Origin of the sequence: Wolbachia endosymbiont of Chrysomya megacephala (genome assembly GCF_008245065.1) — a bacterium.
GTDB lineage: Bacteria > Pseudomonadota > Alphaproteobacteria > Rickettsiales > Anaplasmataceae > Wolbachia.
This window is the reverse complement of sequence record NZ_CP021120.1, coordinates 78498-104680: the sequence shown is the minus strand read 5'-3', so window position 1 is coordinate 104680 and position 26183 is coordinate 78498. Positions and strand designations below refer to the sequence as shown.

Below are 26183 nucleotides of genomic sequence, written 5' to 3'. Positions count from 1 at the left end.
ATTATCTCTTAGAAAACTGACATTTTTTCCGAGCTTTATGTTGACCATATTTCTTACGCTCAACAACACGTGAATCTCTAGTTAGGAATCCACCCTTACGTAATATAGAGTGTAGATCTTGACTTATACTACTTAAAGCTCTGCTTATTCCATGAGCTAAGGCACCTGCTTGGCCAGATAGTCCTCCACCTTTTACAGTTGCAAACACATCATACCTATCTAACATAGAAGTTACTATGAATGGCGCTTTAATCATTTGACACACTGATTCTCTTTTAAAATAAGAAATTAAATCATCTTTTTTATTAACACTAAATTTTCCACTTCCTGGCTTTATCCATACTCTTGCTACAGATTCTTTCCTTCGACCTGTGGCATATGAACGACCAAGTGAGTCAATCATTGCCTTTTTTGGCTGATCATTATTATTTATTTTCACTTTTTACTCCATTATTTCTTATTTTTACGATTTAAAGAGGCAAAATCTATTTTTTCAGGTTGCTGTCCTTGATGCTTATGTTCTGAACCAGAATAAACATACAAATTTTCAAACCGTCTACGTGCCATAGGACCATCATCAAGCATTCTTTTTACTGCCATTTTTATCACACGCTCAGGGAATTTGCCATTTAAAATATTATCTGGAGTAGTTTTCTTTAAACCACCAGAATAACCTGTATGCCTATAGTAGATTTTATCTTTAAGTTTCTTTCCGGTAAAATGTACCTTTTCTGCATTAACAATAATTACATTATCTCCACAATCCATATGAGGTGTGTATTCAGGCTTATGCTTTCCACGCAATAGCGCTGCTACAAACGCTGCAAGCCTTCCTACTACTAATCCTTCTGCATCTATAACAAGCCATTTTTTATCGACTTGTTTCTCTTTTAAGAAAAAAGTTTTCATATATCAATACATAACAGTAGATTATGATACACTGAGTTGCTTGATAGTGTCAATAACATTAGTTACAACATTAGTTATTGATTATTAAAGTAATTTATGCTAATAACTTAAACAACATGCTAGAAAGCAAAATGTTTCGATTGATTATTATACTTATAATTGCTTTTGGTACTATAGGTTGCTATGCAATCGATTTGGAAGAAGCCATAAGCAAAGCTATCAAAAACAGCTCAAAAATAAAGTCTCAGTTTTACCAATATAAGAGTGCTGAAAAACAGCTGAAATCTTCTGGATTGGCTGGATTTTTACCTGACATTAATTTACAATATAATTTCGATAGTAATTTTAATATTATTAACGATCGACAAAACTCTGGAAAGCGTCTAACATTAAGCCAAAGAATAATAGACGGTGGGGGCACTTTTGCTACATTTAGCCGATCAAGTCATCTTCTTAAAGCAGCAAAAATTAGATTTCAGCAGTCAAAGCAAGAAGTTGCACTCAGCGCTGTGAAAGCATATGTTAATGTTTTACAAAAGGCAGAAATATTAAAACTGGGGGAACATAAAGAACGTGTTTCTTTAGAACATTTGTCAGCTATGAAAAAACGCTTTTCTCTTGGAGAAGTTACTAATGCTGAGGTTTTATTCGCAAAAGCAAAATTTTCATCTTCTATATCCAAAAGAGTTGATGCTGAAGGTGAATTAAAGCTCGCTAATATTGCTTACTATCATTTAATTGGTGAAGATGCTGATAATCTTCACGAGACTAATGGTAAACTACCTTCTATACCAGAATTAAATGAATGTTTACAGTTAGCAAAAACCAACAACTTGTCCCTAAAAGCAGCTATTTATAAAAAAAGAGCTGCTGGAATGGAAGTGATTGCTGAAAGTTCCAAGTGGCTTCCTTCTTTGAATCTAAGCGCAAGTAAAAATTTTGGAAAGGACAATATAAAATTAGACACGTTACTAGAAAATGTGAATGTTGTCTTTACTCTTGATATTCCGATCTTTAAAAGAGGAGTTAATGTTTTTGGTGTTAGTAGAGCTAAAATGGATGCAAAACAATCCACTTACGATTATTACGAAGCAGTAAAAAATATAGAACAAGCAGTTATAAATGCTTGGAATAACGTGCTGACAGCAAAAGCTATTATTAAAGCAAGTCAAGAAGCAGAAAAAGCAGCAGCTTTAGCATTGGAAGGAGTTGCGCAAGAAGTAAACTTAAATTTAAAGAGCACAATTGATCTTTTGGATACTGAAGATGAACTATTTAAAGCACGTTCCGATCTAATTCAGGCAAAAAGCAATTATGTAATTAGTGTTTACAACTTGCTTTTTATGATAAATAGTATAAACCTTTAAATTTAATGGTATGAGCGATAATCAATCTGTAAAAGATATACTAGAAGATATAAAAAAAGCTATATCGGGTAAAAATCCAAGTGGTGATAGAGCAGAAATAATAGATGAAGATGATGACGTATTATGCCTTGAAGAGGAGTACCCAGAAGACATCGAAGAAAAAGAAAATAGTGAAGAAGAGAATAATTGCCAAAGTGAGAAAATGAATAACCAATTTAATAGTTACAACTCAGAAGAGAAAAATTTGTATGATAATATCCAAATGAGTAATAACAAAGTGAGCTATCAAGAACAAAGTAACGAGCATTTAGTTTTAAAAGAAAATATGGAGGAAATTAAAACATTGCTTGAAAAGATGCAAAGCGAACTACGGCATAAACAACAAAAAAGAGCGGATCTTACTGTTGAAGAATTAGTTGTATCTCTTTTAAAACCTCAGCTTTCAGAGTGGCTGAATAAGTATCTACATGCATTGGTAAAAGAAGTAGTTGAAAAAGAGCTCAAAGATATAATCAATAATAAGTAGGTTATTAGTATAAAGACCAGAGTAAAAACAGCTAGAGGTAGAAAGTTATCTTCAACAAGATGGCTACATCGCCATTTGAATGATCAGTATGTGCAAAAAACCAATAAGGACGGTTATAGATCGCGCTCGGCATATAAGTTAATAGAAATAGACGATAAATTTAAACTACTCCAACAAGGGCAAAAAATTATTGATCTTGGCGCTTTTCCTGGTGGATGGTCACAAGTTGCATCTAAGAAAGGAGCGAGTGTGATTGCTGTTGACATAAAACCAATAAACGCAATTAGTGGAGTAGAGTGTATACAGTGTGATATTATCAGCGAACTTGAAATTTTAAGAGAAAAATTCAAGGATCACAAATTTGATGTAATTTTATCTGATATGGCACCAGAATCTTGCGGTTTAAAATCGTTAGATCATATCAGAATTATGCTTTTATGCGAAGCAGCGCTCAATTTTGCAAAGCATTTTTTGAATCATGATGGCAAGTTCGTAGTAAAAATTTTTCAAGGAGAGTCTGATAAAGATTTCTGCAATGAGCTAAAAAAAATGTTTAAAACAGTAAGATACTTCAAACCAAAGTCAAGTAGATCTGAATCTACAGAAATGTATTTGGTCAGCTTAGGCTTTATTGGTAGCAACCCTTCTATATAGAAGATACTTACAGAAATGTTGACGAATCTTATCCTATTAAACTGAAGATTAATAACGCTCGCACAAAAGCCCCTTTTTCTTGCTTGAGTGTTTATGATAGTTAATTAAATTCTTGACTTTATTGCTTAAGTATATAATAATTAAAGTATATTATTATTTTTATAGGAGAATTTTATATGTATTTAGCATTGTTCGAACAGGTATTAGGTATAGTAAATCGTGAAAATGATTTGAATGGTGATAACATAGTTGAAAAAATAAAAGAGCAACTAGAAAAAGTAGACCCACCTACTTGTAAAGAATGGGAGAAGAAAAGTTCTGATATAAATTATAAATTTAGTGTTGATTCTTATTTTGGCAAAGAAGAATTAACATTATTGCATATAGCATGTCTAAATAATCAAGAAAGTGTAGTAAAAGCTCTATTAGAAGCACAGGATATAGGTGTTAATTTGCAAAATCAATCTCAAGAAACTCCTTTACATTTGGCTATTGAAAAAGGTAACGAAAATATAGTAAACGCTCTATTAGCAGCACAAGGTATAGATGTTAATTTGAAAAATCGATCTCAAGCAACTCCTTTACATTTGGCTATTAAAGAAGGTAACGAAAATATAGTAAAAGCTCTATTAGCAGCACAAGGTATAGATGTTAATTTGCAAAATCAATCTCAAGAAACTTCTTTACATTTGGCTATTGAAAAAGGTAACGAAAATATAGTAAAAGCTCTATTAGCAGTAAAAGGTATAAAGGTTAATTTGCAAGATAACGATGAAAAAACTCCTTTACATTTGGCTATTGAAAAAGGTGACGAAAAAATAGTAAAAGCTCTATTAGCAGTAAAAGGTATAAAGGTTAATTTGCAAGATAACTATGAAAAAACTCCTTTACATTTGGCTATTGAAAAAGGTGACGAAAAAATAGTAAAAGCTCTATTAAATAAGGGGGCTAGTGTTAATTTGCAAGATAACTATGAAAAAACTCCTTTACATTTGGCTATTGAAAAAGGTGACGAAAAAATAGTAAAAGCTCTATTAAATAAGGGGGCTAGTGTTAATTTGCAAGATAAAAGTAAAAGCGCTCCTTTACATCTTGCTGCTGAGAAAGGCAAAATTGAGATAGTAAATGCTATATTAGATAAGAACCCTAGTATTAATCTTCCAAATAAATGTGGACACACTCCTTTGTCCGTTGCTGCTCGGGAACATCATAAAAAGATAGTAAGAGCTCTATTAAAAGCAGGTGCTGATCCTTTATTAGATAATCTTGATAACAAAACTCTAGATAAAGAACTTACTGAAAACGCAATTATGCTAGCAATAATCTTGGGTGTTGGTATATTTGTTATTGCATCTGTTGTAGCTGCGATAATAGTTACTTCTGCATATTTTATTGGTGTGTCATTATCAGTAGGTGCTATGGCTGGGATAGCTGTGGCTGCTGCTGTACTCACAGGACTTGTTGCTGGTGGCATTATATATGAAGTGTTGAAGCCTTGTGATGAGTTAAAGGAGGCTATTGCAAAAAAAATATCAAATCTTAGTCAGAATAGTGCAGTGGACGATAGTAAGCCTAATTGTAGTCTAGAAAATCCTGAAACAAGCTTACTGGCACCATTAAAAGATTTTATAAATAATGTAAAAAGTTTTTTCGCTATTTAAGGAAGAAGTCTCTTCTTCCTTTTTTTCCAATTTTTTATTTAGCAAGGTATCTAGATACCTTGCTTAACACCAAAACAGAATTAAGGTTTAAACATCCTAGGTGTATTAACACTCATTTTGAAGACAGCAAATGGTGTCATCCCAGCGCCCTCTTTCTTGTTATTCCAATACTGGGATTCAGAAAACTGACCAGGTTGGTCACGCGCTGGCTCTCTAAAATTACTTTAGTTGTAAATATTAAGAAATTTACTAAATAAAAAAAGACAAAAGAATCCCCGTATAGCGAGTTTTAATAATGTAAATTGATAATGTGCTAACAAGCGCGATTTGGCTGAATGTAGAAAAAATAAAAAAAGCTGCTATAATTTTATGTAATTTGCCAATAAACACCTGAATTTTGTCGTTGAGCCCAAAAAACAAGGATAAATACCTTTATTGGTATAATAAGGAAAGTGGGAAGGTTTGTCAAGTAATAAAACTAGAGGGCTCAAATGAAAGAAGGTAAACTCTAAAGTGTACGTTCAGTAGCACTTTCTATAAGAGAGATTGTATTATCTATTCCATAAAGCTTGATAAAAGATCCCATTCTAGGGCCGGTTTTTTGGCCAAGCAGCGTTTCATATAGCAACTGAAACCAATCGCGTAAGTTATTGTAATTATGTTTTTTTCCGATGGAGAAAACCTGAGATTGAATCTCTTCAGCAGTGGCTGTAATAGGCAGGGAATGTAGGTTGTTCTTTAAATCTAGTAACGCTTCTTTCTCTTTTTCATTTGGAGCTTTATATGCTTTTGTTGGCTTGATAAAGTCATGGTAATACCTAACTGCAAAATCTGAAAGCCTATCTAGCATTTTGTTGCTTTCTGGTGTAACGTTTGGTGCATAAGTTGATATAAAACCCCAAAGAATCTCTTTGTTTTCAGCATTACAAGCTGCTGCCAGGTTTAAAAGTAACGAAAAATTTATGCCTGAAGTTTCTACGTTTGGAACTTTACCCTGGTGGATGTGCCATACAGGACTGTTTACATCCTTTTCTTTACTTTCATTATAACGCTTAACAAATTCCAAATATTCATCAGTTGATTTTGGTATCACATCAAAATATAAACGTTTAGCTTTTTTAGGACTCTGAAAGATGTATAATGCTAAACTCTCTGTGGGTGCATAAGTTAGCCACTCCTCAATTGAAATACCATTTCCTTTTGATTTTGATATCTTCTTTCCTTCTTTATCAAGAAATAACTCATAGCAAAACAAAAGCGGTGGCTTTTCTCCAAGTATTTTACATATTTGACTTGAAAGCACAGCAGATGGTGTTAAATCTTTTCCATGAGCTTCATAATTGACTCCAAATGCAGCCCACCTCATCCCCCAATCAGGTTTCCATTGCAGTTTACATTTTCCTTTTGTCACTGGAACTTCTATTTTTTCCCCGTGTCGGTCTTCATACGTGATTGTTCCTTTATCTGTATTTGTTTCAATTACTGGAACTTGTAAAACTTGGGAAGTTTTTGGGCATATCGGCAAGAATGGACTATAGGTTTGCTGCCTTTCTTCCCGAAATGATGGAAGCATTACGTCCATCACTTTATCATAATTTTTCAGCAGGAGTAAAAGTTTTTCATCGTAAACGCCAGATTTATAACACTCTGTTGCACTCCTAAATTCGTATTCAAATCCAAACAAATCAAGAAATTTACACAACAACGAATTCATGTGATGACCATAACTCTTATGAGTGCCAAATGGGTCAGGTATCATGGTTAATGGCTTGTTCAGATTCTCTCTTAGCATTTCCTGATTTGGTACATTATCTGGTATTTTTCGCAAACCATCCATATCGTCGGAAACTGCAATGATTTTGGTTTTTATACTAGGAGCTATTTTTTTTAGAGCGTTTGCAATAACTGTGGTACGAAAAACTTCCCCAAAAGTACCAATATGTGGTAAACCCGAGGGACCATAACCAGTCTCAAATATTATCTCTTTTTTATTAGGGAATTCTTGTAGTATTTTTTCTGCTTCTTGAAATGGCCAGCTTATAATCATTGAATTTAAATTAATTATCTTACCTAAAGTGCTATTCATTTCAATAGATTTTTAATTAATGATGTAGTATTAGTGTTAGAGCTCTTATTAGAAGGTTAAAGATATGTCTACTGGCAGCATACAAACGAATCAATTATTTAAAGGTCTTACAAGACCTGCAATGCTCTTTGGTGTGAGTTATATGTTTGCAATATTAAACGTTCTAATTTGCATGCTAATTTTCATTAATACAAATGATCTTAGAGTAATTCTCCTGATGTTACCAGGTATACATGGACTTGGCTATATAGCTTCTGCAAAGGAACCGTTGTTTATTGAGTTATTTATGGTAAAGTTGGGAAAATGTTCCAAATGTTTAAATCGGTTTTATCATGGAGCCAATTCTTATGACATTACTTGATGTTATGCAATGTTGAGATTTAGAGCTATTCAATCAAAGAATAAATCTATTCTAAGTAGAGAGGTTCACGCTGCCGAATTTATACCTTATTCTTGCTATTGGAATAGTACAACCTTGATAACAAAGCAGAATTGGTTAGTTAAATTTATAAAATTAAATGGCTTTGCGTTTGAAACGGCCGATGATGAAGACTTGGTGATACAAAATAATATCAGAAATCAGATGCTAAGAAGCATTTCATCTCCAGCATTTAGTTTGTACTTTCATACCATCAGACGTAAGAAAAATATTTTTTCTGATGAATTTGCAAATCAGAGTTTACCAAATTTTTTTGCTAACCATGTAAATCTAAAATGGAGAGAAAAACACGCAACTAGGCAATCTTTTATTAATGATTTATACATTACGATTATTCGTAGGGCAGATACAAAGGGAGTAGAATTTTTATCACATCTACTGAAAAAATTTGGGCATGTAACTTCAAAACATGCTTGGGAAAGTGATATGCGTGATACCTATGAAGATTTAGAGGAAACGACAAATCGTATAGTAACAAGCCTTAGGAATTATTCGCCTAAAGTCCTTGGAGTAAAAGAAACTCCAAACGGACTGTTTTGTGAAATAATGGAGTTTCTGTCTAGAGTTGTAAATTGTGGCTTTGTTACAAATACGCTTTTTCCACTAAAAACTGAAATATCAAGATACTTACCAGTTCATAGGTTATTTTTTGGCCATAAGATGATACAGGTTGTGACTCATAATGAAAGTAAATATGCTGGAATAGTTAGTATCAAAGAATATGGAAATAATACTTCCGCAGGAATGCTTGATTCTTTTTTACAACTTCCTTATGAATTTATTATCACGCAGTCTTTTCAATTTACAAATAGGCAAATGGCAATTGCGAAAATGCAGATACAGCAAAATCGTATGATACAATCTGCAGATAAAGCTATTTCTCAAATAGCAGAAATTTCTCATGCGCTTGATGATGCAATGAGTGGTAAAATTGCGTTTGGTGAACACCATTTAACTATCTTATGTATAGAAAAAAGCCCTAAATCATTGGACAATGCTTTATCATTGGTTGAATCGGAGCTTTCTAATTGTGGTGTTTATCCTGTTCGTGAGAGGGTTAATTTAGAACCAGCATTTTGGGCGCAAATTCCTGGTAATTTTGATTATATAGTAAGAAAAGGTACAATAAGTAGTCTTAATTTGGCCGGTTTTGCATCTCAACATAATTATCCTACTGGTAAAAAATTCAATAACCACTGGGGAGATGCTGTTACAGTTTTTGATACAACATCTGGCACTCCATTTTTCTTCAACTTTCATATAAGGGATGTTGGACATACTATGATAATTGGGCCAACAGGTGCTGGCAAAACTGTTTTAATGAATTTTTTATGTGCTCAAGCAATGAAATTTTCTCCAAGAATATTCTTTTTTGATAAAGATCGCGGTGCAGAAATTTTTTTAAGAGCACTTGGTGGTATCTATACTATAATAGAACCAAGAACTAAGACAAATTTTAATCCTCTGCAACTTGACGATACTCCTGATAATAAAACATTTTTGATGGAATGGATAAAATCTTTAATTTTAGTGTACAACGATAAATTCACTTCAGAAGATATTGCTAGAATTAATGATGCAATTGAGGGAAATTTTAAATTAAAAAAAGAAGACAGATTTTTGAGAAATCTTGTACCATTTTTAGGACTTGCGGGCCCTGATACTCTAGCTGGAGCAATATCTATGTGGCATGATGATGGCTCTCATTCTGCAATATTTGACAATAAAGAAGATTTGCTAGATTTTTCAAAAGCAAGAGTGTTTGGCTTTGAAATGGCTAGCTTGCTAAAAGATCCTGTTGCTCTTGGGCCGGTCTTGATTTATTTGTTTCATAGGATTAGTATATCGCTTGATGGCACTCCATCCATTATTGTTCTTGATGAAGCATGGGCGTTAATAGATAATCCAGTTTTTGCACCTAAGATAAAAGACTGGTTGAAAGTGCTGAGAAAGTTAAATGCTTTTGTGGTTTTTGCTACTCAGAGTGTTGAAGATGCAAGTAAAAGTGCTATTAGTGATACGCTTGTACAGCAGACAGCAACACAAATTTTTTTGCCAAATCTGAAAGCTACTAGTGTCTATCGAGATGTTTTTATGTTAACTGAACGTGAGTACATACTGATCAAACACACAGATCCAAGTACTAGATTCTTTTTAGTAAAGCAGGGAGTTAATGCTGTAGTAGCTAGAATAGATCTGAAAGATTTGGATGATGTGGTCAACGTGTTATCTGGACGTGCGGAAAGTGTTCTATTGTTATATGATATACTGAAAGAAGTCGGAGATGATCCAAAGATGTGGTTGCCTGTGTTTTATCAAAAGGTGAAAAATGTTTAAAACTAAACTGTCATTACTGTTAGTTGCGATATTTTTGTTAAATATAGATTTTTTGCTCTCGTATCCAGTGTTTGCAGATACAGTAAGTGGTACTGACAAAACGGAATTTGTTAGCAGATTTAATTCTACTGGCAGCTTTAGTCGTGCTTCTAATCCTGACTGTAAGGCGTTTGAAACAGCTGCAGCAGTTGCTGGGATAGCAATTGCTATTGGTGCAATATTTACTGGTATTGTTTTGATTGTCTCTTCTGCTGGTTTATTTACTGCTCTTGTTATCGTTGGAATGATAGCTGCAATTGTTGGGGTTTGGAAGGCGATAGGAGGACTTGTTGTTTGTGAGCATAGTTTTGTTAAACACCCAGTTGCACGTGATCATGATGGAAAGTATAAAGATTTCGAATTCTCAAAATCAGAATACTCAAAATATTCAGATTGCACAAATAAGAATTATCAAAAGGAAGATGAATATTTTAAATGTTTTGATGGGGCAAATGGATCAATAGAAGTAGGTAGAAAAATAGAGAAGGGCATTTTAAACTCCATACCTGACCAAAATACTGGTGGTTATTACTGGCCAAAAAACGGTGTGCAATACAGTGAATATATAGAAGTATGCCATAGAAATCCTTTAACATTTAGCAGATTGTTTTGGTTAGATACATCAATAAAAGCAGACTTTGATGTTAGAGAGAAGGACACTGGATATGAAGGTGGGTCATGGTCTCCAAAAGTTGATGGTGATCTGGAATGTAAAGTTCTTAAAGCAGGACAAAGCGAAACCATACATGGGTCAACATTCAAGGCAGTAAAAAAAATGGACAGATTGTGTGTGGAGCTGGCAAGTGTGAGAATGCTTGGTATCAAAATGACTCCTTGGCCGCAAGGGGTTGATATGGGATGCACAGAATTGCCACCTGACCCACTTGCTCCTATGTGTGAAAAATCTGTGATGATATTCAAAAATAAAGATGGTACAGGTGAATATGAGGAAGATCTTAATGATTCTAAAAATAAGGACAAAGATTACAAAACTATTATAAGGGAAAAGAAAGGAGAGGGAAAAATTTTTGTAGGTTATAATAATGCCAGTTGTTTTAGCCAGTATGTCTCTGAAGCTTGCTACAATCAAGCGGGAAGTAAGTCATTATCTCCTATTCCTATAACTTCTATGATAGTGCAATGTATTAAGGAGTCGTTAGATAATTTAGTGACAGGTATTGATTCAAGTGGTAACTTACTTACAGACAAAAATGGACATGCTAAGGGTAGTTTTTTGTCTGTAGCACAAAAAAGACTGAAGAACACTGTTACTGCTATCTTAATTTTAGCTTTGATATTGTTCTCTATAAAAGTTATGTCTGGTGGAGTGCGTAGTCCGCAAGAAATGTACATGTTGATCATTAAATTCGCTTTAGTGATTTACTTTACGACAGGTAGCACTATGTCTCATTATTACGGGGAATTAACAAAACTTTCGAACGGCTTATCAGAAATAGTGCTTAAAGCTTCATCTGAGAGTAAAAATATATGTAATTATGAGGCAGGTAAAGATTATGAATACGATCGTGCAGGGCAGAAGGTATCCTACAGTTATCTTGCACCTTGGGATAGGCTTGATTGCAGAATTTTATTTTATTTAGGTGCCCCTTTAGATGGAATTGGTGGCAAAATTGGTACTGGAGGTGTTGCAACGTTAGCGGTCTTGCTTGGCGCTGCTCCTGTCTTGTTAGTTGCAGGTTCGGTGATTGGTATTATTTTCGCTGGTGGACAAATTTTAGTAGCTCTTGTCTGTATATTTATGGCCATTTTGATGATGATGGTTATTTTATGGATGTGCTATGTATTTATCTTATCTTTAGTTGCGCTTAGTGTAATTATCATCTTATCGCCTTTATTCATTCCTATGGTTTTGTTTCAACATACTAAAGGATATTTTGATGGTTGGCTAAAAGAGTTAATTACCTACAGTTTATACCCAGTTATCCTCTTTGCATTTCTATCTTTTATGTTCATAGCATGTGATAAAATCTATTTTAAAAATTTAAATTTTAAACTGGACGAGTCATATAAAAATGAACAACCAGACAAGTCATATGAAAAGAAACAAGCAGAAATCTCATATAGTAAGAAAAAACAGTGGTTTAAATTGAAAGATGGGGAATGTGATAAAAATGAAACTACTCTCGCATGTATGATGCAAAATTATAGCTTTAAAAAGAGCAGCATACTTGGTCTATTCGACTTTAGATACATGGAGTTTGGCAGCTCTCTAATCGGAGAATTATTAAAATTGTGTTTAGTATTATTCCTCTTTTACCACTTTTTAAACGTTCTTCCCGGCATGGCTGCTGAGCTTGCTGGTAATCACAGAGCAGCACTTGGTTCAGGTAGCACTCCTGCACAAATGGTGAATAAAGCTTTATCTGCTGCCAAAGCTGCTGCTGGAGGTGCTGGTCAAGTTGCTGCTGCGGCTGTAAATAAGGCAAGAGGGGCTATTGGAGGAGGTGGAGATGATAATAAGGGATCGGGATCTTCCTCTAGTGAATCTATAAAATCAGGTGGAGAGTGAGCGCAGGTGAGTAACAGATGTTTGAACATTTGAGCAACCAAAATTTGGTTAAGCTATGCATAAGTTTTGTGATACTCTTTTTATTATCTGGGTGCGGGTGTATTAAGCCAGAAGATTCATCAGGCTTGCGTGAGACATTGGATATAGTGTCAACAGAGCAGAAATGGGTTGATTCTGGAGTCTATATTTCGGATAAAATAAAAGTAACAGAGATTAATATAGTACCTAATAAGGTTAATTTTTGTTCGCAATATAAAGATTTTGCAATTGAACCTGGAGTAAGAAACGTTACATTACCGTTTGCGCTTAAAGCTGGCGATGCGATAAGCTTTAGTGTTGTTGGAAGTAAAATGTGTAAAAACAATAATGGCATGGTCACCTGCAAAAAAATTGACGAAAATTGCGGTGAAGGGGAAAAGGAGTATTTTTCACATGTTTTAAATCAAGAGAAGTGTCAAGGTGAAATATGTCCTAATAAATATGAAATAGGCAATGCACAATGGTTAAATGGAAAAGAGTACTGGTCTTCAGAATTAGATCAAAGTGAAAGAGAGGAAATTAGAAATGTCATCGACTCTATAAAACAGCAAGGGGAAAATGTAGACTGTAGCAAGCTTTCAGAGAGCAGTGCAAGTAAGATAGATACGCGCATTTTAAATTTACTCTGTGGACGTATATGTAAATTTTCTTTCGGCAGCGGAGAAAAAGGTTGCGTATATATTGAATACAATAGTATAGAAGGTGAGATATTCAATACTTTAAATTCTAGAGGTGAATCTGTTATTGCTGAAATTATTGATAACGTATTAAAGGAAAAACGGGTAAAAACTGACATTACACTATTACGTGTTCACATGGATAATGAGGAATTTGAACACATTCCAGGAGGCGGTATATGTATTAACTGTGATCATAAGATAGATCGTAACCATCCAAAACCAGAGTTAACTTTTAGTTTAGGTGATGGTAAGGGCAAGGGTGGTTTCAATATAAGAGTAACGAAGAACCATAGTCTAAAAAACAACTTATATATACATGTTTCTGATAAGTTTCCTGAGCACAATCCTGGTGAAATTCTGGGGGATATACCTGTGGATATCAGTGAAGTTCATAATACTGAGTATATGGAAAGATTAAAAAAAAAGCTAAAAGACAAGAGTGGCACTATATATTACGGAATAAGAGATCATGGCTGTGATTATAAGAAAAATGAGGGTCAGTTTAGTATTAACCTTACAACTAAAGAGCCACCTGTAAGAACTTTTAGTGCGATATATAATTTTTTTGATGAAAAAGTAAAAACTGCATTTTTCGGTTCTAGCTACAAAGACACTAACGCGATTCACTCTGATACTAGCCCTGTGAAGTCTCTTTATCAAAGTTTTGTAGCATCAAATAGAACAAATACCATCAGATCTACAATAGTGTCGTTATTAGTATTATATATAGTTTTATACACCCTTTATTACTTTTTTGGATTGTCTCATGCTTCTATATATGAATTTTTAATTATATGTGTAAAGATAGGAGTTATTACCCAATTGCTGAACGATAACAGTTGGAGTTTTTTTTATAACAATGCATTTTCTATTTTTGTTAATGCTCCAAAACAGTTAATAGAAATAGCAAATTTCAGAGGTACAACATCAAATGTTTTTGAATTTCTTGATTTACCGCTCAATAGGTTTTTATCAGCACACTCAGTGTTACTAATAGTATCTCTTATATTCTCCGGTCCTTTGGGTATTGTATCGTTTTGCTTGGTGATTTGGGGTTTGATAACAGTGAGCTTATCGATGTTTAACGCCTTATTTTCTTTTATCACATCTATAGCAATAGTTGCATTATTGCTTTCCTTGGCGCCTCTTTTTATTATTTGCCTTCTATTTGGATATACTAGACAGATGTTTCACAATTGGGTCAAAAATTTAGCAAGATTTGCAATTCATCCGGTAGTGCTTTTAATTTTTATATCATTAATAAGCCAGGTTATGGATTATATTGTGTATTCGGTCTTTAATTTTGAGGTCTGTCCTACATGTATACTTAATCTTAACTTAAAGATTTTTAATCCTTGTATTATTTATGGTTATGCTTCCAAACATGCACCTAATATCACAGCTATGATGGCTTTTGTGATTTTGGGACATGCTATGAAAGCTTTAGTTGAGGCATCTTCAACAATATCTGATTCGTTGTTTGGTGTTTATGTGGCAAGCGAACCAGGAAGGCAATATCAGCAAAGCTTAATGGGAACAGTAGGTTTAGATGAACAAAGTATCCAAAGAAGAGCAGGTCAGCAATCTGGTACACCAAGTCGAAGACCTCAAATACCACAATCAGCTCAAAGATCAGCACCTAAAATACCGACAAACACAGGAAATCAATGATGAGCAGAAAATCATTATTATTGATACTATGTCTTGTAATTACTGGCTGCACAATGGATTGTGTTGAACCTGGGCTGCAGAGCAGAAATACTAGTGTCAGTATAGATGTTCCAGTTCGTGAAGCTGGCGAAGGAGTTAAAATTCATTGGGTTGATTCTGGTCAAGTAATTAGCAAGGATGAGAAAATCAAATTTACTCTTGGTGGGTCAGTAAATTTTTGTCCTCTTAAAGAAGGGAAAAATCCAAAGAGAGTACTTGTGCCCGCTGTATTTTGTGCTAATGATTTAATACCAAATTACAGTAATAAGTTAACTGATAATGCTAGTCTTGATGAACGAGAAATATGTGGGGATATAGGCTTTGGAAATAATGAATTCTATAGCAATAGACGTTATGTAGATACTGGAATTAAAGCAAATCCTGGTGATAAGTTAAGCTTTAGCTTAGTTCCCAGAGAGATAACGATTGATTATGACAATCCACAAGGAAAAGGTATCAGTTTTGATGATAATTGCTATAGAACTGAAAAAGGGGATGAAAAAGATAGAGCTACAATAAGAGACATGCTAAACGGAGGAAAGTTCTTTTGTGGAGAAAGTGGTAAAAGAACTGTAGTAGAATTTCCGCCGCTGAATAAAGAAGAAATGAATAAAAGAAGAGTGCTAGTTGGCAATGGCTACACTCCATATGATAATAAGGTACATTTTAATAAGGATTATATTCAAAATTCATGGATAAATGGTGCGTTGTTAGATCTACGACGAACTAAAATAGGACTGAATGAATTATGTAATGGGAAAAGGTGTGATTTTAATGAGCTGAACAAATACAGTTCTTATGAACTTAATTGTTACTATCAGAATATATGTTACAACGCAAAAGGTATAGGGGAGAATTGCGTCTCTTCTATAAGGTATGAGAAGTATGATAAAGGAAATACATGTGACATGTATTCTCACCTTAAACGTATTGAGGATGAACTAAAAAAGATTGAAGAAAATAAGAGGGATTCTAAGCAGATTGACATTAATTTAATATCAAATTCTAAATTAAACTTCAAAGAGGACAGAGGAGATATTTCTTGGGCCGAAGCTCTTGTTGCAAAAATTGGCGATTTTGATGATCAGGATACTGCTAAAGGTATTCAATGTTTTCCAAATGAGAAAGGTGCGAAAGGAGATAATGTATGTTCACAGATTAATTATAAATTTGAAGATTACTCTCTGAGATTAAATCATGATTATAAAATAAAAGGTATAACACCTGGTAGTAGTGTGATGCTTGCTATAGCAAGTAATGGCAACTACCAACTTCATAGAGGTGGATATCATGTTGAAGTAACTAGATCATGTAACTTTGATGGTGGTAAAAAATTGTATGTGTACTTAGGTGATAATCCGCCAAGGGATCCATCTGCTCGAAAGACTAATGATTTCAAAAAAGTAAAGAGGTTGGATAAAATAACAGAGGATAATGTAGACTATTACATAATAGATGGAAGTCATTTGGTAAATGAAGAGTCTAAGAAAATATATTTTGGTATTAATGTAGAAAACGTAGAGAAAGATGATATTACGGACAAAGATAGCAAATATTATGAAGATAACAAATACACAGTAAATTTATTTTTAAAAAGAAAAATAAACGATTTTATTTCATCAACTGTAAACAAGATTTTTGATTTCATAACAGACGGGAGTGAAGACGGAATTAAAATTCCATATGAAGGATATAGAAAGGGGCTTCTACAAGGAATAAGAGCTTTGCTTATTCTATACGTTATATTTACTGTTGTTGGCTATATGCTTGGAACAATACAATTAAGTAAATTCGATTTTATTATAAGAATATTCAAAATAGCATTTATAGCTTTTGCTTTTAGTGATAGAAGTTGGGAATTCTTTGGTACAACTTTGTCTGGGCTTTTTGTTGAGGGTAGCATTTATTTAGTTGATAGTTTTTCTGGCTATATAGGAGAAGGAGGTAAAAAATTTGCATTCTTAGATTTAACAGCCGGAGTATTATTTACAGGAGAAACATGGCTGAAATTTTTATCTTTAATGCTATCAGGACCTTTTGGCTTTATTGCATTTTTGGCAATACTTTATGCTACTTTTGTGTTTTTAAGATGCATTATTAGTGCTACGTTTAAGTATGTAATATCTACTGTTTTAGTGGCATTTTTATTGTCATTGGCACCTTTATTTATCGTATTTATTCTATTTCAACAAACTAAAACATTATTTGATAATTGGATAAAAACGCTGGCTCATGTTTCATTGCAACCAGTCATTTTATTTTCATCCTTGTCTCTTTTAAACCAGTTAATGTATTCAGTTCTATACAACCTCACAAATTTTTCTGCATGCTATCAATGCTTAATTAGTGTAAATTTTTTATCGTATGATCTGTGTCTTATGAAATCAATATTACCTCTTGGGTATAGTCCTGGTACTAGTGTTGATGTTGCGCTCAGTACTGGAGAAAGGGCTGGTGGGCACTTTGCAGCATTACCTATAGATCTAATCCAGGCATTTATATATCTCATCATTGCTAGTGCAATGGAAGCTTTTGTTTCTATATCAGAAACTATGGCGCAGGCGTTGTTCAGCTCTGGTTATGGAGTTGCTCAAAGTGTTAGTCATATTTCTAGGAGCGCATCACAAGCTATGCTGTCAACTGTTGGCCTTGATGATAGAACCCAAAATATGATACATAACATCAAGCAGGGAATGAGTAAAGATCGTAGCAAAATTGAAGCTAAATTGCCTGATACACCAAAGCAAGCAGATGGGAAAGGGAGTGCTGGCAGAGAAATGAGCAAATCTGAAACACTAAGCCAGCCAGATAAGCAAAAGGATTCTGATAAAACAAAAGGACAAGTCAAGGAAGATTGATGAGATATATGGAGTAACTAATTAAAAAGATATTTGAAGTAAGGTTTTAGAAATTTATTCTGTATTGGAAAAAGTTTAGGTATGCAATCACGCTTAGGCAAATGTTGGTTTAGGTTATTAATTTTGGTAATCTGTGTTCTGGTTACAGGTTGTAGTAAGAATGATATGCCTTTTCCAAGATGTATATCTGCTGATTATTTTGGTCCTGAACCCATTGCAATTGGTGCTCATTTTCCAATCGGTCATGATGCGTTTTTTCCAGAAGGTGAAAGTGGAGAACCTATTGATCCTGAAACCGGAGAAATCAATTATGGTTTTCACCCTAATCAAGTAGTGAAGTGGAAGGATACCGGCCTTGAAACCAATGGAGATAGTTTAGTAGTACGAGTAAATGGTGCATGGACATCTTGGAGCAATAGTAATAAGAAGAAATCTCAAAGTAGTTATAGTTTGGAAAGTTTGGAGCAGTTAAAATATGCAACCAAATTTGAAAGAGGGAAAGGTGACAACAGTCTGCCTGACTTTCACTTAGTTTGTAATGATTATAAACCTAGCATACAAAAATTTTCAAGTAAGCCTAAAGAAAGTTGCACTGTAAAGTGCAAGTGCATTAATGAAGATGATAGCGCAAATACAGTATCACGTGGTGCTCCATGTTGGTTTACTAACGGCCATGGTGCTTATCTTTTATTTAAAAGGCCTAGCGATTCTAGTCCTAACGAAAATTTAAAATCCATGCGTAACCCTGAGTCTCCTACTGTACATCTAGGTTACAATTCCGTAGCGGAAGATGGAAGTGGGCTTTTTACTTTAGACAGAGATAACACCACATTACAGGACAGGAGTTGTAATACGGTGAGGTTAGAAAAAGGATGGAAAATATATGTAAAGATATTAGATAGATATTATCTAGATAATGCAGGTGGCTACTCTTTTGAATTTTTGAGCGGAGTGCAGAAACCAAGTAACTTTGGATTTTTTGATTACATTTATAACTATCTAAAATGTGTATTATTGATTAACGAAAATTGTAAAAAGCATTTTGATAGCAATGATCCTGCAGCTGCACAAGCGATATTTCAAAATATAGCTGAAAAAAGTACGAGCTTTCACAATTTTGTTCTTTCCTTGCTTGTTCTATTTATAGTGATTTCATCGCTTCTTTATCTTTTTGGAATGATAAGAGAAACTAAGCATGATATGCTCATCAGAATGATGAAAATCACTCTAGTAATAGTGCTTATATCTCCTGGAAGTTTTAGATTTTTCTATGATCATTTTCTTGTTTTATTTGTTAAAGGTCTTGAACAATTGATAAGCATAATTACTAATTTTGCTCCCAACATGAACACCGGAGGTAATTCAAACGTTGCTCAAGGAAATGAAGCTAAATTGTTTAGCTTCATGGAGGATATGTTTAATAAGTTTTTTGCTTACTCTGTTTGGAAAAAGTTTGCAGCATTTTTACATTATCAAATGTGGGCAAGTCTCCTTATGATACCGGCAATTTTTATAGGGATTGTCTTATATTTCCTGCTGTGTATGTATGCTTACATAATATTCCTTTCTGGTTTTATGGGTATAGCTTTTCTTGTAGCTATAATGCCGCTATTCCTAATCTCTATTTTATTTTCACCACTGAAAAGTCTATTTGAGGGTTGGATAAAATTCTGTATTAGTTTCTGTTTGCAATCAATTATGATATTTACCCTGCTGTCATTACTTGCTGCGATGATAATGAATACCTTTTATAAACAGTTAGGCTTTACTGTGTGCTATAATAAATGGCTTGAAATAAAGTTATGTGCTCCAAAATGGGTATTTGGTGGTTTTTGTATAATTGATAAAGAATACTTTAGCTGGACTCCAGGGCAAATTTTTGTACCTTATGCTATTGGAGAGGCTTCTACATTGAACGTAGATAAGAATATAGAAGGTATAGAAAAACTAAGCAGAATAGGTGGTACAGTAAAGTTTACTGGTGGCGCTGGATATATCCCTCTTCCACCAGATTACATTAATAAAGGTTTTCGTTATATAGATTATCCTTTCTTTAATCCAATTCCTGGAACTAAAGATAATCCAGCAGACCACTATATTGCGGAAAGTGATATGATAGTTAGTAATGGCTGTAGTGCAAAAGATCTAGTACGCTTAACAAATAGTTTATCTCATGCATCAGAGAGGGCTGACATTATATTACTGATCAACAATATAGAGAAAAGGATAGGTGATGTTAGTGAAATAATAAAACGCTACTGTCAAGATATAAATAAATGCAATAGTTATAGGGAAATAATTAATGAAATAAGATCTTTAGTGCGGAGTGCGATAAAAAAACAAGGTTGTAGAATACTGAAACTTCATGATTTATATAAGGATCCCAACAGTGAATACTGTCAGAAATGTAAAGATTGTGAGGATTGCAAAAATTATAAAGAAAATAGTGATTACCAAAGGGTGCAAGACATACAGAGAGGTTATTTAATCAACGCAGGAGAGATCTTTGTATTGTTCTTGCTTTCGTTTTTGATGTTTTCTTTGAAGGAGTTTGTACAACAGATGGGCTCAAGCATTGCCGGTGGTGGGTTTGGTGTTTACAATATATCTAGTATGTATCAAGCATCACCTGTGACTGGTTTAATGCAGGGATTAAAACAACAGATGCAAGATAAAATTGGTGGAGGGCTAGAGTCTTTAGGTAATTGGGCTACTCATGTACCGGACAGATTAGCTGGAGGTACAGCTAATTTGCTAGGTAGAATACCAGGAGTTGGGGGTGTGCTGAAATATGCTATTAATGTGCCACGTAAGCTTGTAGGTGCTACTATTGAAGCAACAAAATTTGCAACATCACCTAAAAATGATGTTGATAAGCTTGAGGAAAAAATCTACAGGGCGTTTGGAATTGATAAAGAAGATATTGCACATAGAAGAATTGATAAATATTTAGAATATTATAAAGGATATGTAGGATCACATTTGGGCTATACAATAGAAGATGCTATGAAGTTTACTTGGGAACATGGTCTCGACTCTATAGGAATTAACCCTGCTACAGGAGAAAAGGATGGTTACCAGCATAATCTACTCTATAGAGCAAAAACATATAGACGGGAATTTCTTGAGAAGCTTCATGACTACACTATTGGCCGCAAGAGAGAACCAGAAGAAGATGAATCATCAAAAGAAAATAAGCCTAATCAATCAAATCGAAAATTAGGTACGGAACCAGAAACCCTAAAAAACACTACAGAAGCTATACGTGCCGGAGAAGATAGAGAGCGTCAAGATAATGAAAGGAATGAGAACATAGAGAATGATGAAGAATCGTAATTTCAAAGGGCTAAGTTATTATGGTCTTCAGCAAGACGAAGATGGTAATATCAAGTTAAACGATTACAATGATGTTTTAAATGCGCGCAGAGCGAGGGTAGATTTGTTACTAGATAGCACTAAGCAAGGTGATGTTAGTCTTTCAAAGCTAAATAAAGCTCTGAATGAGAGACTTATAGATGATAAAGGGCTATCGTCAGAATTTGACAAAGAAGACAAAGAAATTGCACAGAAGGAGCTTAAGATGTTCTCTATTTTAGACGATCTTGATAATCTTGCAAACATTGAAAGTGAAGATCTATTAGAGGTTAGTTTGTTACTATCAGATCTTAGTTTTATAGAGAGAAATATTGTGTTGAATGCCGATCAGAGTTCTGATCTAATAGGGTTCAAAAATCTATTTATAGAAAAAAAAGCATCTGGTGAGGAATATAGTGATGAAGAGTATCACAATTTCCTCGATAGTATAGAGAAAATCAATACTTTAATTAAGTTAGAGTTAGAAAGTAGAATTGAAGGGATGGGTCATGATGAAAAAAACAACCATGATGATTTACAAGACGAGATTGGTCGTGCAATCAGTATAGAAAATAAATCAAAGAAAAGCGATTGATCTTGCGTTCCTCCACAAGCAAACTTCTTTCTATTAGACTGCTGAAGCTATGTTGACATTAAATGTGTATTATAAATAATTAGTTAACTTCGAACTTGTTTTATATGTTACGTGTTATTGCGGGTAAATATCGTGGAAGAAAAATAACTACAGGCAAGAATTTAGCTGCACGGCCCACTATGAGTAGTGTCCGAGAAGCAATATTTAGTATACTTTCTTCAAGAAAACCTATTTATAACCTAAATGTACTTGATTTATTCTGCGGAAGTGGCTCTTTTTCATTTGAAGCACTTTCTCGAGGTGCTAAACATGCATTCATGGTAGATTCAGATTATTACAATTTGCAACTGCCTAAAAAAACAGCAGAAGATTTTGGAATTACGAACGATATCACGTTAATTTGTTGCAATGCTAACGGATTACCAAGACCTATTTCAAAGTGCGATATAGTTTTTATGGACCCACCTTATAATATCAATCTGGTTAACTCAACTTTAGACGAGTTAGCTCACTCAGGCTGGTTAAATGATAATGCGTTAATAATTCTAGAAATGAGGAAAAATGAAGGTTTTGAGTGCAATAAAAACTTCAATATAATTGTGGAGCGTACCTACGGTATTGCAAAAATAATTTTTCTTTCTTCACTCACTTGAATTTCTTTTGTAAACATCTATAGCTAAGCTAAGTAAGATTTTTCCGAGGACTGAAAGAAAAAATCAATTCGTTTTGGTGGGAATACGGTGTGTAACAGCAAATCAATACGAGTTGATATACTAGAAGAAGCAGTATGGAAAGAAATGAAGATGGTACTCAAAGAACCAGAGGCAATGACTAAGGAATATCAGCTCAGACTTGTAAAACATGAAAGTACGCAAGCAAAGGATTAACTTGAAAAGCGTGCAAGTAAAATAGAACAAGGTATAGAAAAATTAGCTTATGTATATGCAAGGGGTCATATAACGAAGGAAAAGTATGACTTAGAAGTTGAGAGCATGGAAAAGGAGTTAAAGGAATCAGAGATCAAAGGGAAGAAGCTATCGATGAAAAGAGTCTACAGAGAGAATTAGATTTTATCACAAACAGTGTAGAAAGTTTTTCCTCTGAGAGAGCTTAATCAAGCAGACTATGAAACTAAACTTGATATAATAAGAAAGTTAGTTCAACGCATTGAAATTGACGATGATAACGTACATATAGTGTTTCGATTGAAAGAACTCGCTCGAAAGGGAGTGTTAAATAAACTGTGTCAAACCGAGAAGTAAAGTAATAAATTGATAAAATGGAGGTTTGACACAGTTTATTTAACACTCCCCAACATTCTATCGGGATGCCAGTGTCAGCTACTTGCATGACATCCTCTTGCTTCTATAGGTGTCTTTATCTCGTCTACTTTATTTTGCCACACAGATACAATGGTTTCACATGCACTTGGTAGGCTATCTATTTTGACAAAGAAGGACTACCAACACCTTCAGCGTTTGCATCACTAAACTTACTTGCTACTTTATCAATAGTCCAAACGAGTGGCGTAACAACGAGCGCAGCAGACCAAATAACAGCACTAACAACATAACTCAAAACTGTGTTAACAAACTGAGCTAATGCACTACTATGGACACGTGCCTTACCTGACAACATGGATGAATAATCTATCAACGATTTTGTACTGTACTTAAGATCACAACCATCTGTTACTTTCGCTAACCCTTTTGCCGGCCAATATGATAGATACGCCAATGCTAGATATAAAGGTTGTAGGGCTATATTAGCTAATGTATAAGTAGTAAGATAAGTCAGAGAATGACACCTCAAACTACCAAAAGCTACATTTTTCACTGGCTCAATAACACTATTAATATAATAAACGGACTTATAGAAACTATTTTGTGGAACTTCGTTACCTTCAACGCTTTTTCTAGGAATATCTCCGAACTTAGCATATCTACTAAAATTCTTGAATAAACTTGACATATTACCCCTCTAAAAATAAAAAATAATTACCTTGTCAGTATAGTTCATTTTAGAATAACTGCAATAAACATCTTACAAATTATGTGTTGCGCAAAAGCACATATTAACATACCATCGAAAATAAAGAGGTCAGCATGAGTTTTACTTTACCTGAGTTGCCATATGATAAAGCAGCTTTAGAACCTTACATATCTGCAAATACATTGAATTTTCATTATGATAAGCACCATAAGGGATATTTAAATAAACTCAACGAACTGGTTGAAAACACAGATTATCAACATATGGAAATTGAGGAATTAGTAACGAAAGTTCATGGAAATAATAATACAGTTCCTATTTTTAACAATGTAGCACAAGTTTGGAATCACACTTTTTATTGGAATTCAATGAAAAAAAATGGTGGTGGTAAACCTAAAGATGATGGTCTTCTAGCAAAAAAAATTCAAGATGATATTGGTGGCTTTGACAAATTTTGTGAAGAATTTTCAAATTATGGAGTAAGCCAATTTGGTAGTGGATGGGTGTGGTTAGTGCTTGAAAAAGGAAAACTCAAAATCACTAAAACTCCAAATGCGGATCTACCGCTAATTTATGGCCAGGTGCCACTACTTACTATGGATGTATGGGAGCATGCATACTATTTGGATTGCCAAAATCGCAGAATTGACTACATAAAAGTTTTTCTTGATCATTTGATCAATTGGGATTTTGTAGAAGAGAATTTAAAGAAGAATATATAAGATGAATATACCACAAGTAACAAAACTAGATAATGGTCTGCGCATAATAACTGAGCGAGTGCATGAAGTTGATTCCGTAGCTTTAAATATACGAGTTGGTGTTGGCAGTAGAGCTGAAAGTGCAAGTCAAAATGGAATATCTCATTTCCTAGAGCACATGGCTTTCAAAGGAACAAAGACAAGAACTGCTTTTGAAATTGCAAAAGCTTTTGACGATATAGGTGGAGCCTTCAATGCCTGCACCGGTAGAGAAAGCACCAGTTATTATGCAAAGGTTCTTAAAAAAGATATAAAAACTGGCATTGATATATTAATAGATATATTAATGAATTCTACATTTCCAGAGGATGAATTGGAACGCGAAAAGGGTGTTGTAATACAAGAGATTTTTCAAACCAATGATTCACCAAGTGATATCATTTTTGATAAGTATTTTGAAGCAGCTTATAAAGATCAACCATTTGGTAGGTCAATCTTGGGTACGCAAGATACTGTTAAATCTTTTACTCGAGCTAATCTAGATAACTATATAAATGAGCATTACTTTGGCGAGAACATTATATTTGCTGTTGCAGGAAATGTTGAACATGAGGAGGTTGTTCAATTAATCAAAGACTTTCTCTCAAAGATTCATTCAAAAGAGCTAAAAAAAAGCGAGAATGCAAGTTATACCGGTGGTGAGTATTTAGAACATCGTAAATTAGATCAGGTGCACTTGTTAATTGGGCTACCTAGTGTTTCTCGTGATGATAATAAATATCACACATTTAAAGTGCTTGATTCTATAATGGGAAGTGGCATGTCATCACGCCTGTTTCAGGAAGTAAGAGAAAAGCAGGGTCTTGCTTACTCCATTTACTCATTCAACTCTAGCTATGCTGATACGGGAATGCTTTCGATTTTTGCTGGTACAGATAGTAGTAATCTAGATAAGCTTTTAAAATCCATAACGACAGAGCTAAAGAAATTGTCTACAGATGATTTAAAGGAAGAAGAAGTAAATAGAGTAAAAGAACGAGTAAAATCTCAAATTTTAATGTCACGCGAAAGTGTTAGCTCACGTGCTGAAACATTAGGACACTACTACGGTAACTATAATAAATACATCAGTAAAAATGAATTAATAGAAAAAATTAGTGCTGTTACTATTTACGATATAAAAAAAGCAGCAGAAGAATTGCTATCTCAGCATGAGAGAATTACTTTAGCTGCGATTGGAGAAATTAAGTCACTGCCAAGTTACGATAAAGTTGTTTCTATGCTTAGTGTACTTTAATTATGTTGCTTATGCTCACTAAAAAGTTCAATGAATGGTTGCAAAATCCTTTCTATAAAAAGTTTCCTTTCTGGTTCATCGCGTATACCACTAATTATTTTATTGAAAGCTTTTTCGCTGTTTTGTAAAAATAAATAGCTTTCTACTGATTGCACAATAGACAAGGCAGTTAAAACTCCTCCTATCACTAAACAAGAAGCTATAGCAGGTACAGTACCCACTGCAATTCCAGTTGCGATTAATGATAAACCAGCTAAGAGTGTAAAGGCTGAAACGCAAAACGCTATTTGATGTTTTTCTTTATTTTTAACCATAAATGCCTCACAAAATTATATTTTTAGTATACCCGTATATATACGGTACTGTCAAGTTTTTAAAGAAGATTAAAAAATGCAACGCACATGTACAA

General features: G+C 34.0%; 20 protein-coding genes. 15 read left to right on the top strand and 5 right to left on the bottom strand.

All coding sequences use genetic code 11. The features are described 5' to 3' along the window. Position 1: 1 nt before the first annotated feature. Together rpsI and rplM are read right to left on the bottom strand one after the other, a co-directional pair. Positions 2-403, bottom strand: a complete 402-nt coding sequence (rpsI, locus tag CAI20_RS00425; RefSeq protein ID WP_052264863.1) for a 30S ribosomal protein S9 — start codon at positions 401-403, stop codon at positions 2-4. Positions 404-450: 47 nt separating this feature from the next. Next, positions 451-909 carry a 50S ribosomal protein L13 gene (gene rplM, locus CAI20_RS00420; RefSeq protein ID WP_006014941.1) on the bottom strand — a complete coding sequence of 153 codons (459 nt, stop codon included), beginning with the start codon at positions 907-909 and terminating at the stop codon, positions 451-453. A gap of 131 nt (positions 910-1040) precedes the next feature. Between rplM and CAI20_RS00415 the strand changes: the two genes are divergently transcribed. The 4 genes from CAI20_RS00415 (at position 1041) to CAI20_RS00400 (ending at position 5117) form a co-directional block, all read left to right on the top strand. Then, complete coding sequence (locus CAI20_RS00415; protein ID WP_052264862.1) at positions 1041-2276, top strand: TolC family protein; 1236 nt, start codon at positions 1041-1043, stop codon at positions 2274-2276. A 10-nt stretch (positions 2277-2286) separates the two neighbouring features. Then, positions 2287-2802 carry a PopZ family protein gene (locus CAI20_RS00410; protein ID WP_007302034.1) on the top strand — a complete coding sequence of 172 codons (516 nt, stop codon included), beginning with the start codon at positions 2287-2289 and terminating at the stop codon, positions 2800-2802. 75 nt (positions 2803-2877) lie between these two features. Then, positions 2878-3456, top strand: a complete 579-nt coding sequence (locus CAI20_RS00405) for an RlmE family RNA methyltransferase (protein ID WP_052264860.1) — start codon at positions 2878-2880, stop codon at positions 3454-3456. A gap of 176 nt (positions 3457-3632) precedes the next feature. Further along, positions 3633-5117 (top strand): ankyrin repeat domain-containing protein, encoded by a 1485-nt coding sequence (locus tag CAI20_RS00400; protein WP_149168643.1) that lies wholly within the window; start codon positions 3633-3635, stop codon positions 5115-5117. A gap of 508 nt (positions 5118-5625) precedes the next feature. Here CAI20_RS00400 and CAI20_RS00395 read toward each other — a convergent pair. Next, complete coding sequence (locus tag CAI20_RS00395) at positions 5626-7203, bottom strand: lysine--tRNA ligase (protein WP_149168642.1); 1578 nt, start codon at positions 7201-7203, stop codon at positions 5626-5628. Positions 7204-7267: 64 nt separating this feature from the next. On the opposite strand from CAI20_RS00395, the gene CAI20_RS00390 reads away from it, so the two are divergent. From CAI20_RS00390 to CAI20_RS06515, 9 genes are all read left to right on the top strand, one after another. Then, entirely contained in the window at positions 7268-7564 is a 297-nt protein-coding gene (locus CAI20_RS00390; RefSeq protein WP_006015054.1) for a type IV secretion system protein VirB3, read from the top strand. 9 nt (positions 7565-7573) lie between these two features. Next, the gene (locus tag CAI20_RS00385) at positions 7574-9979 is read left to right on the top strand and encodes a VirB4 family type IV secretion/conjugal transfer ATPase (protein WP_007302030.1); all 2406 of its coding nucleotides are present in this window, start codon (positions 7574-7576) and stop codon (positions 9977-9979) included. Next, a complete protein-coding gene (locus CAI20_RS00380; RefSeq protein ID WP_149168641.1) occupies positions 9972-12548 on the top strand; it encodes a TrbL/VirB6 family protein in 2577 nt (858 codons plus the stop codon). Before CAI20_RS00385 ends, CAI20_RS00380 begins: the two co-directional genes overlap by 8 nt. A 17-nt stretch (positions 12549-12565) precedes the next feature. Then, positions 12566-14938 (top strand): TrbL/VirB6 family protein, encoded by a 2373-nt coding sequence (locus CAI20_RS00375; RefSeq protein WP_149168640.1) that lies wholly within the window; start codon positions 12566-12568, stop codon positions 14936-14938. Next, positions 14935-17835 carry a TrbL/VirB6 family protein gene (locus tag CAI20_RS00370; protein ID WP_052264800.1) on the top strand — a complete coding sequence of 967 codons (2901 nt, stop codon included), beginning with the start codon at positions 14935-14937 and terminating at the stop codon, positions 17833-17835. The genes CAI20_RS00375 and CAI20_RS00370 overlap by 4 nt, the downstream gene beginning before the upstream one ends. Before the next feature lie 81 nt (positions 17836-17916). After that, entirely contained in the window at positions 17917-21171 is a 3255-nt protein-coding gene (locus tag CAI20_RS00365) for a TrbL/VirB6 family protein (protein ID WP_149168639.1), read from the top strand. Continuing rightward, positions 21155-21784, top strand: a complete 630-nt coding sequence (locus CAI20_RS00360; RefSeq protein WP_012481862.1) for a WD_0853 family protein — start codon at positions 21155-21157, stop codon at positions 21782-21784. Before CAI20_RS00365 ends, CAI20_RS00360 begins: the two co-directional genes overlap by 17 nt. Before the next feature lie 104 nt (positions 21785-21888). Then, on the top strand, positions 21889-22437 hold the full coding sequence (gene rsmD / locus CAI20_RS00355; RefSeq protein WP_007302024.1) for a 16S rRNA (guanine(966)-N(2))-methyltransferase RsmD: 549 nt from the start codon (positions 21889-21891) through the stop codon (positions 22435-22437). 87 nt (positions 22438-22524) lie between these two features. Then, the gene (locus CAI20_RS06515) at positions 22525-22671 is read left to right on the top strand and encodes a hypothetical protein (protein ID WP_164819305.1); all 147 of its coding nucleotides are present in this window, start codon (positions 22525-22527) and stop codon (positions 22669-22671) included. A 553-nt stretch (positions 22672-23224) separates the two neighbouring features. On the opposite strand, the gene CAI20_RS00345 is transcribed toward CAI20_RS06515, so the two are convergent. Further along, positions 23225-23755, bottom strand: coding sequence for a hypothetical protein (locus tag CAI20_RS00345; RefSeq protein WP_007302022.1), 531 nt, complete (start codon positions 23753-23755; stop codon positions 23225-23227). Between the two features lie 134 nt (positions 23756-23889). Here CAI20_RS00345 and CAI20_RS00340 point away from each other — a divergent pair, with 134 nt between their 5' ends. Both CAI20_RS00340 and CAI20_RS00335 read left to right on the top strand, forming a co-directional pair. Further along, positions 23890-24498, top strand: a complete 609-nt coding sequence (locus CAI20_RS00340; protein ID WP_007302021.1) for a superoxide dismutase — start codon at positions 23890-23892, stop codon at positions 24496-24498. A 1-nt stretch (position 24499) separates the two neighbouring features. Next, the gene (locus CAI20_RS00335; RefSeq protein WP_149168638.1) at positions 24500-25774 is read left to right on the top strand and encodes a M16 family metallopeptidase; all 1275 of its coding nucleotides are present in this window, start codon (positions 24500-24502) and stop codon (positions 25772-25774) included. Here CAI20_RS00335 and CAI20_RS00330 read toward each other — a convergent pair. Further along, positions 25771-26088: a WD_0736 family protein gene (locus CAI20_RS00330; RefSeq protein ID WP_019236662.1), complete on the bottom strand. Its 318-nt coding sequence runs from the start codon at positions 26086-26088 to the stop codon at positions 25771-25773. The two genes, CAI20_RS00335 and CAI20_RS00330, sit on opposite strands and share 4 nt — an antisense overlap. Between the last annotated feature and the right edge of the window lie 95 nt (positions 26089-26183).

What these genes read in the sequence shown, in the direction of transcription:
- rsmD (WP_007302024.1), top strand. Translation starts at nt 21,889, where the DNA reads ATGTTACGTGTTATTGCGGGTAAATATCGTGGAAGAAAAATAACTACA.
- CAI20_RS00385 (WP_007302030.1), top strand. Translation starts at nt 7,574, where the DNA reads ATGTTGAGATTTAGAGCTATTCAATCAAAGAATAAATCTATTCTAAGT.
- CAI20_RS00380 (WP_149168641.1), top strand. Translation starts at nt 9,972, where the DNA reads ATGTTTAAAACTAAACTGTCATTACTGTTAGTTGCGATATTTTTGTTA.
- rplM (WP_006014941.1), bottom strand. Translation starts at nt 909, where the DNA reads ATGAAAACTTTTTTCTTAAAAGAGAAACAAGTCGATAAAAAATGGCTT.
- CAI20_RS00340 (WP_007302021.1), top strand. Translation starts at nt 23,890, where the DNA reads ATGAGTTTTACTTTACCTGAGTTGCCATATGATAAAGCAGCTTTAGAA.
- CAI20_RS00360 (WP_012481862.1), top strand. Translation starts at nt 21,155, where the DNA reads ATGATGAAGAATCGTAATTTCAAAGGGCTAAGTTATTATGGTCTTCAG.
- rpsI (WP_052264863.1), bottom strand. Translation starts at nt 403, where the DNA reads ATGATTGACTCACTTGGTCGTTCATATGCCACAGGTCGAAGGAAAGAA.
- CAI20_RS00365 (WP_149168639.1), top strand. Translation starts at nt 17,917, where the DNA reads ATGCAATCACGCTTAGGCAAATGTTGGTTTAGGTTATTAATTTTGGTA.
- CAI20_RS00335 (WP_149168638.1), top strand. Translation starts at nt 24,500, where the DNA reads ATGAATATACCACAAGTAACAAAACTAGATAATGGTCTGCGCATAATA.
- CAI20_RS00395 (WP_149168642.1), bottom strand. Translation starts at nt 7,203, where the DNA reads ATGAATAGCACTTTAGGTAAGATAATTAATTTAAATTCAATGATTATA.
- CAI20_RS00410 (WP_007302034.1), top strand. Translation starts at nt 2,287, where the DNA reads ATGAGCGATAATCAATCTGTAAAAGATATACTAGAAGATATAAAAAAA.
- CAI20_RS00375 (WP_149168640.1), top strand. Translation starts at nt 12,566, where the DNA reads ATGTTTGAACATTTGAGCAACCAAAATTTGGTTAAGCTATGCATAAGT.
- CAI20_RS00415 (WP_052264862.1), top strand. Translation starts at nt 1,041, where the DNA reads ATGTTTCGATTGATTATTATACTTATAATTGCTTTTGGTACTATAGGT.
- CAI20_RS00345 (WP_007302022.1), bottom strand. Translation starts at nt 23,755, where the DNA reads ATGTCAAGTTTATTCAAGAATTTTAGTAGATATGCTAAGTTCGGAGAT.
- CAI20_RS00370 (WP_052264800.1), top strand. Translation starts at nt 14,935, where the DNA reads ATGATGAGCAGAAAATCATTATTATTGATACTATGTCTTGTAATTACT.
- CAI20_RS00400 (WP_149168643.1), top strand. Translation starts at nt 3,633, where the DNA reads ATGTATTTAGCATTGTTCGAACAGGTATTAGGTATAGTAAATCGTGAA.
- CAI20_RS00330 (WP_019236662.1), bottom strand. Translation starts at nt 26,088, where the DNA reads ATGGTTAAAAATAAAGAAAAACATCAAATAGCGTTTTGCGTTTCAGCC.
- CAI20_RS00390 (WP_006015054.1), top strand. Translation starts at nt 7,268, where the DNA reads ATGTCTACTGGCAGCATACAAACGAATCAATTATTTAAAGGTCTTACA.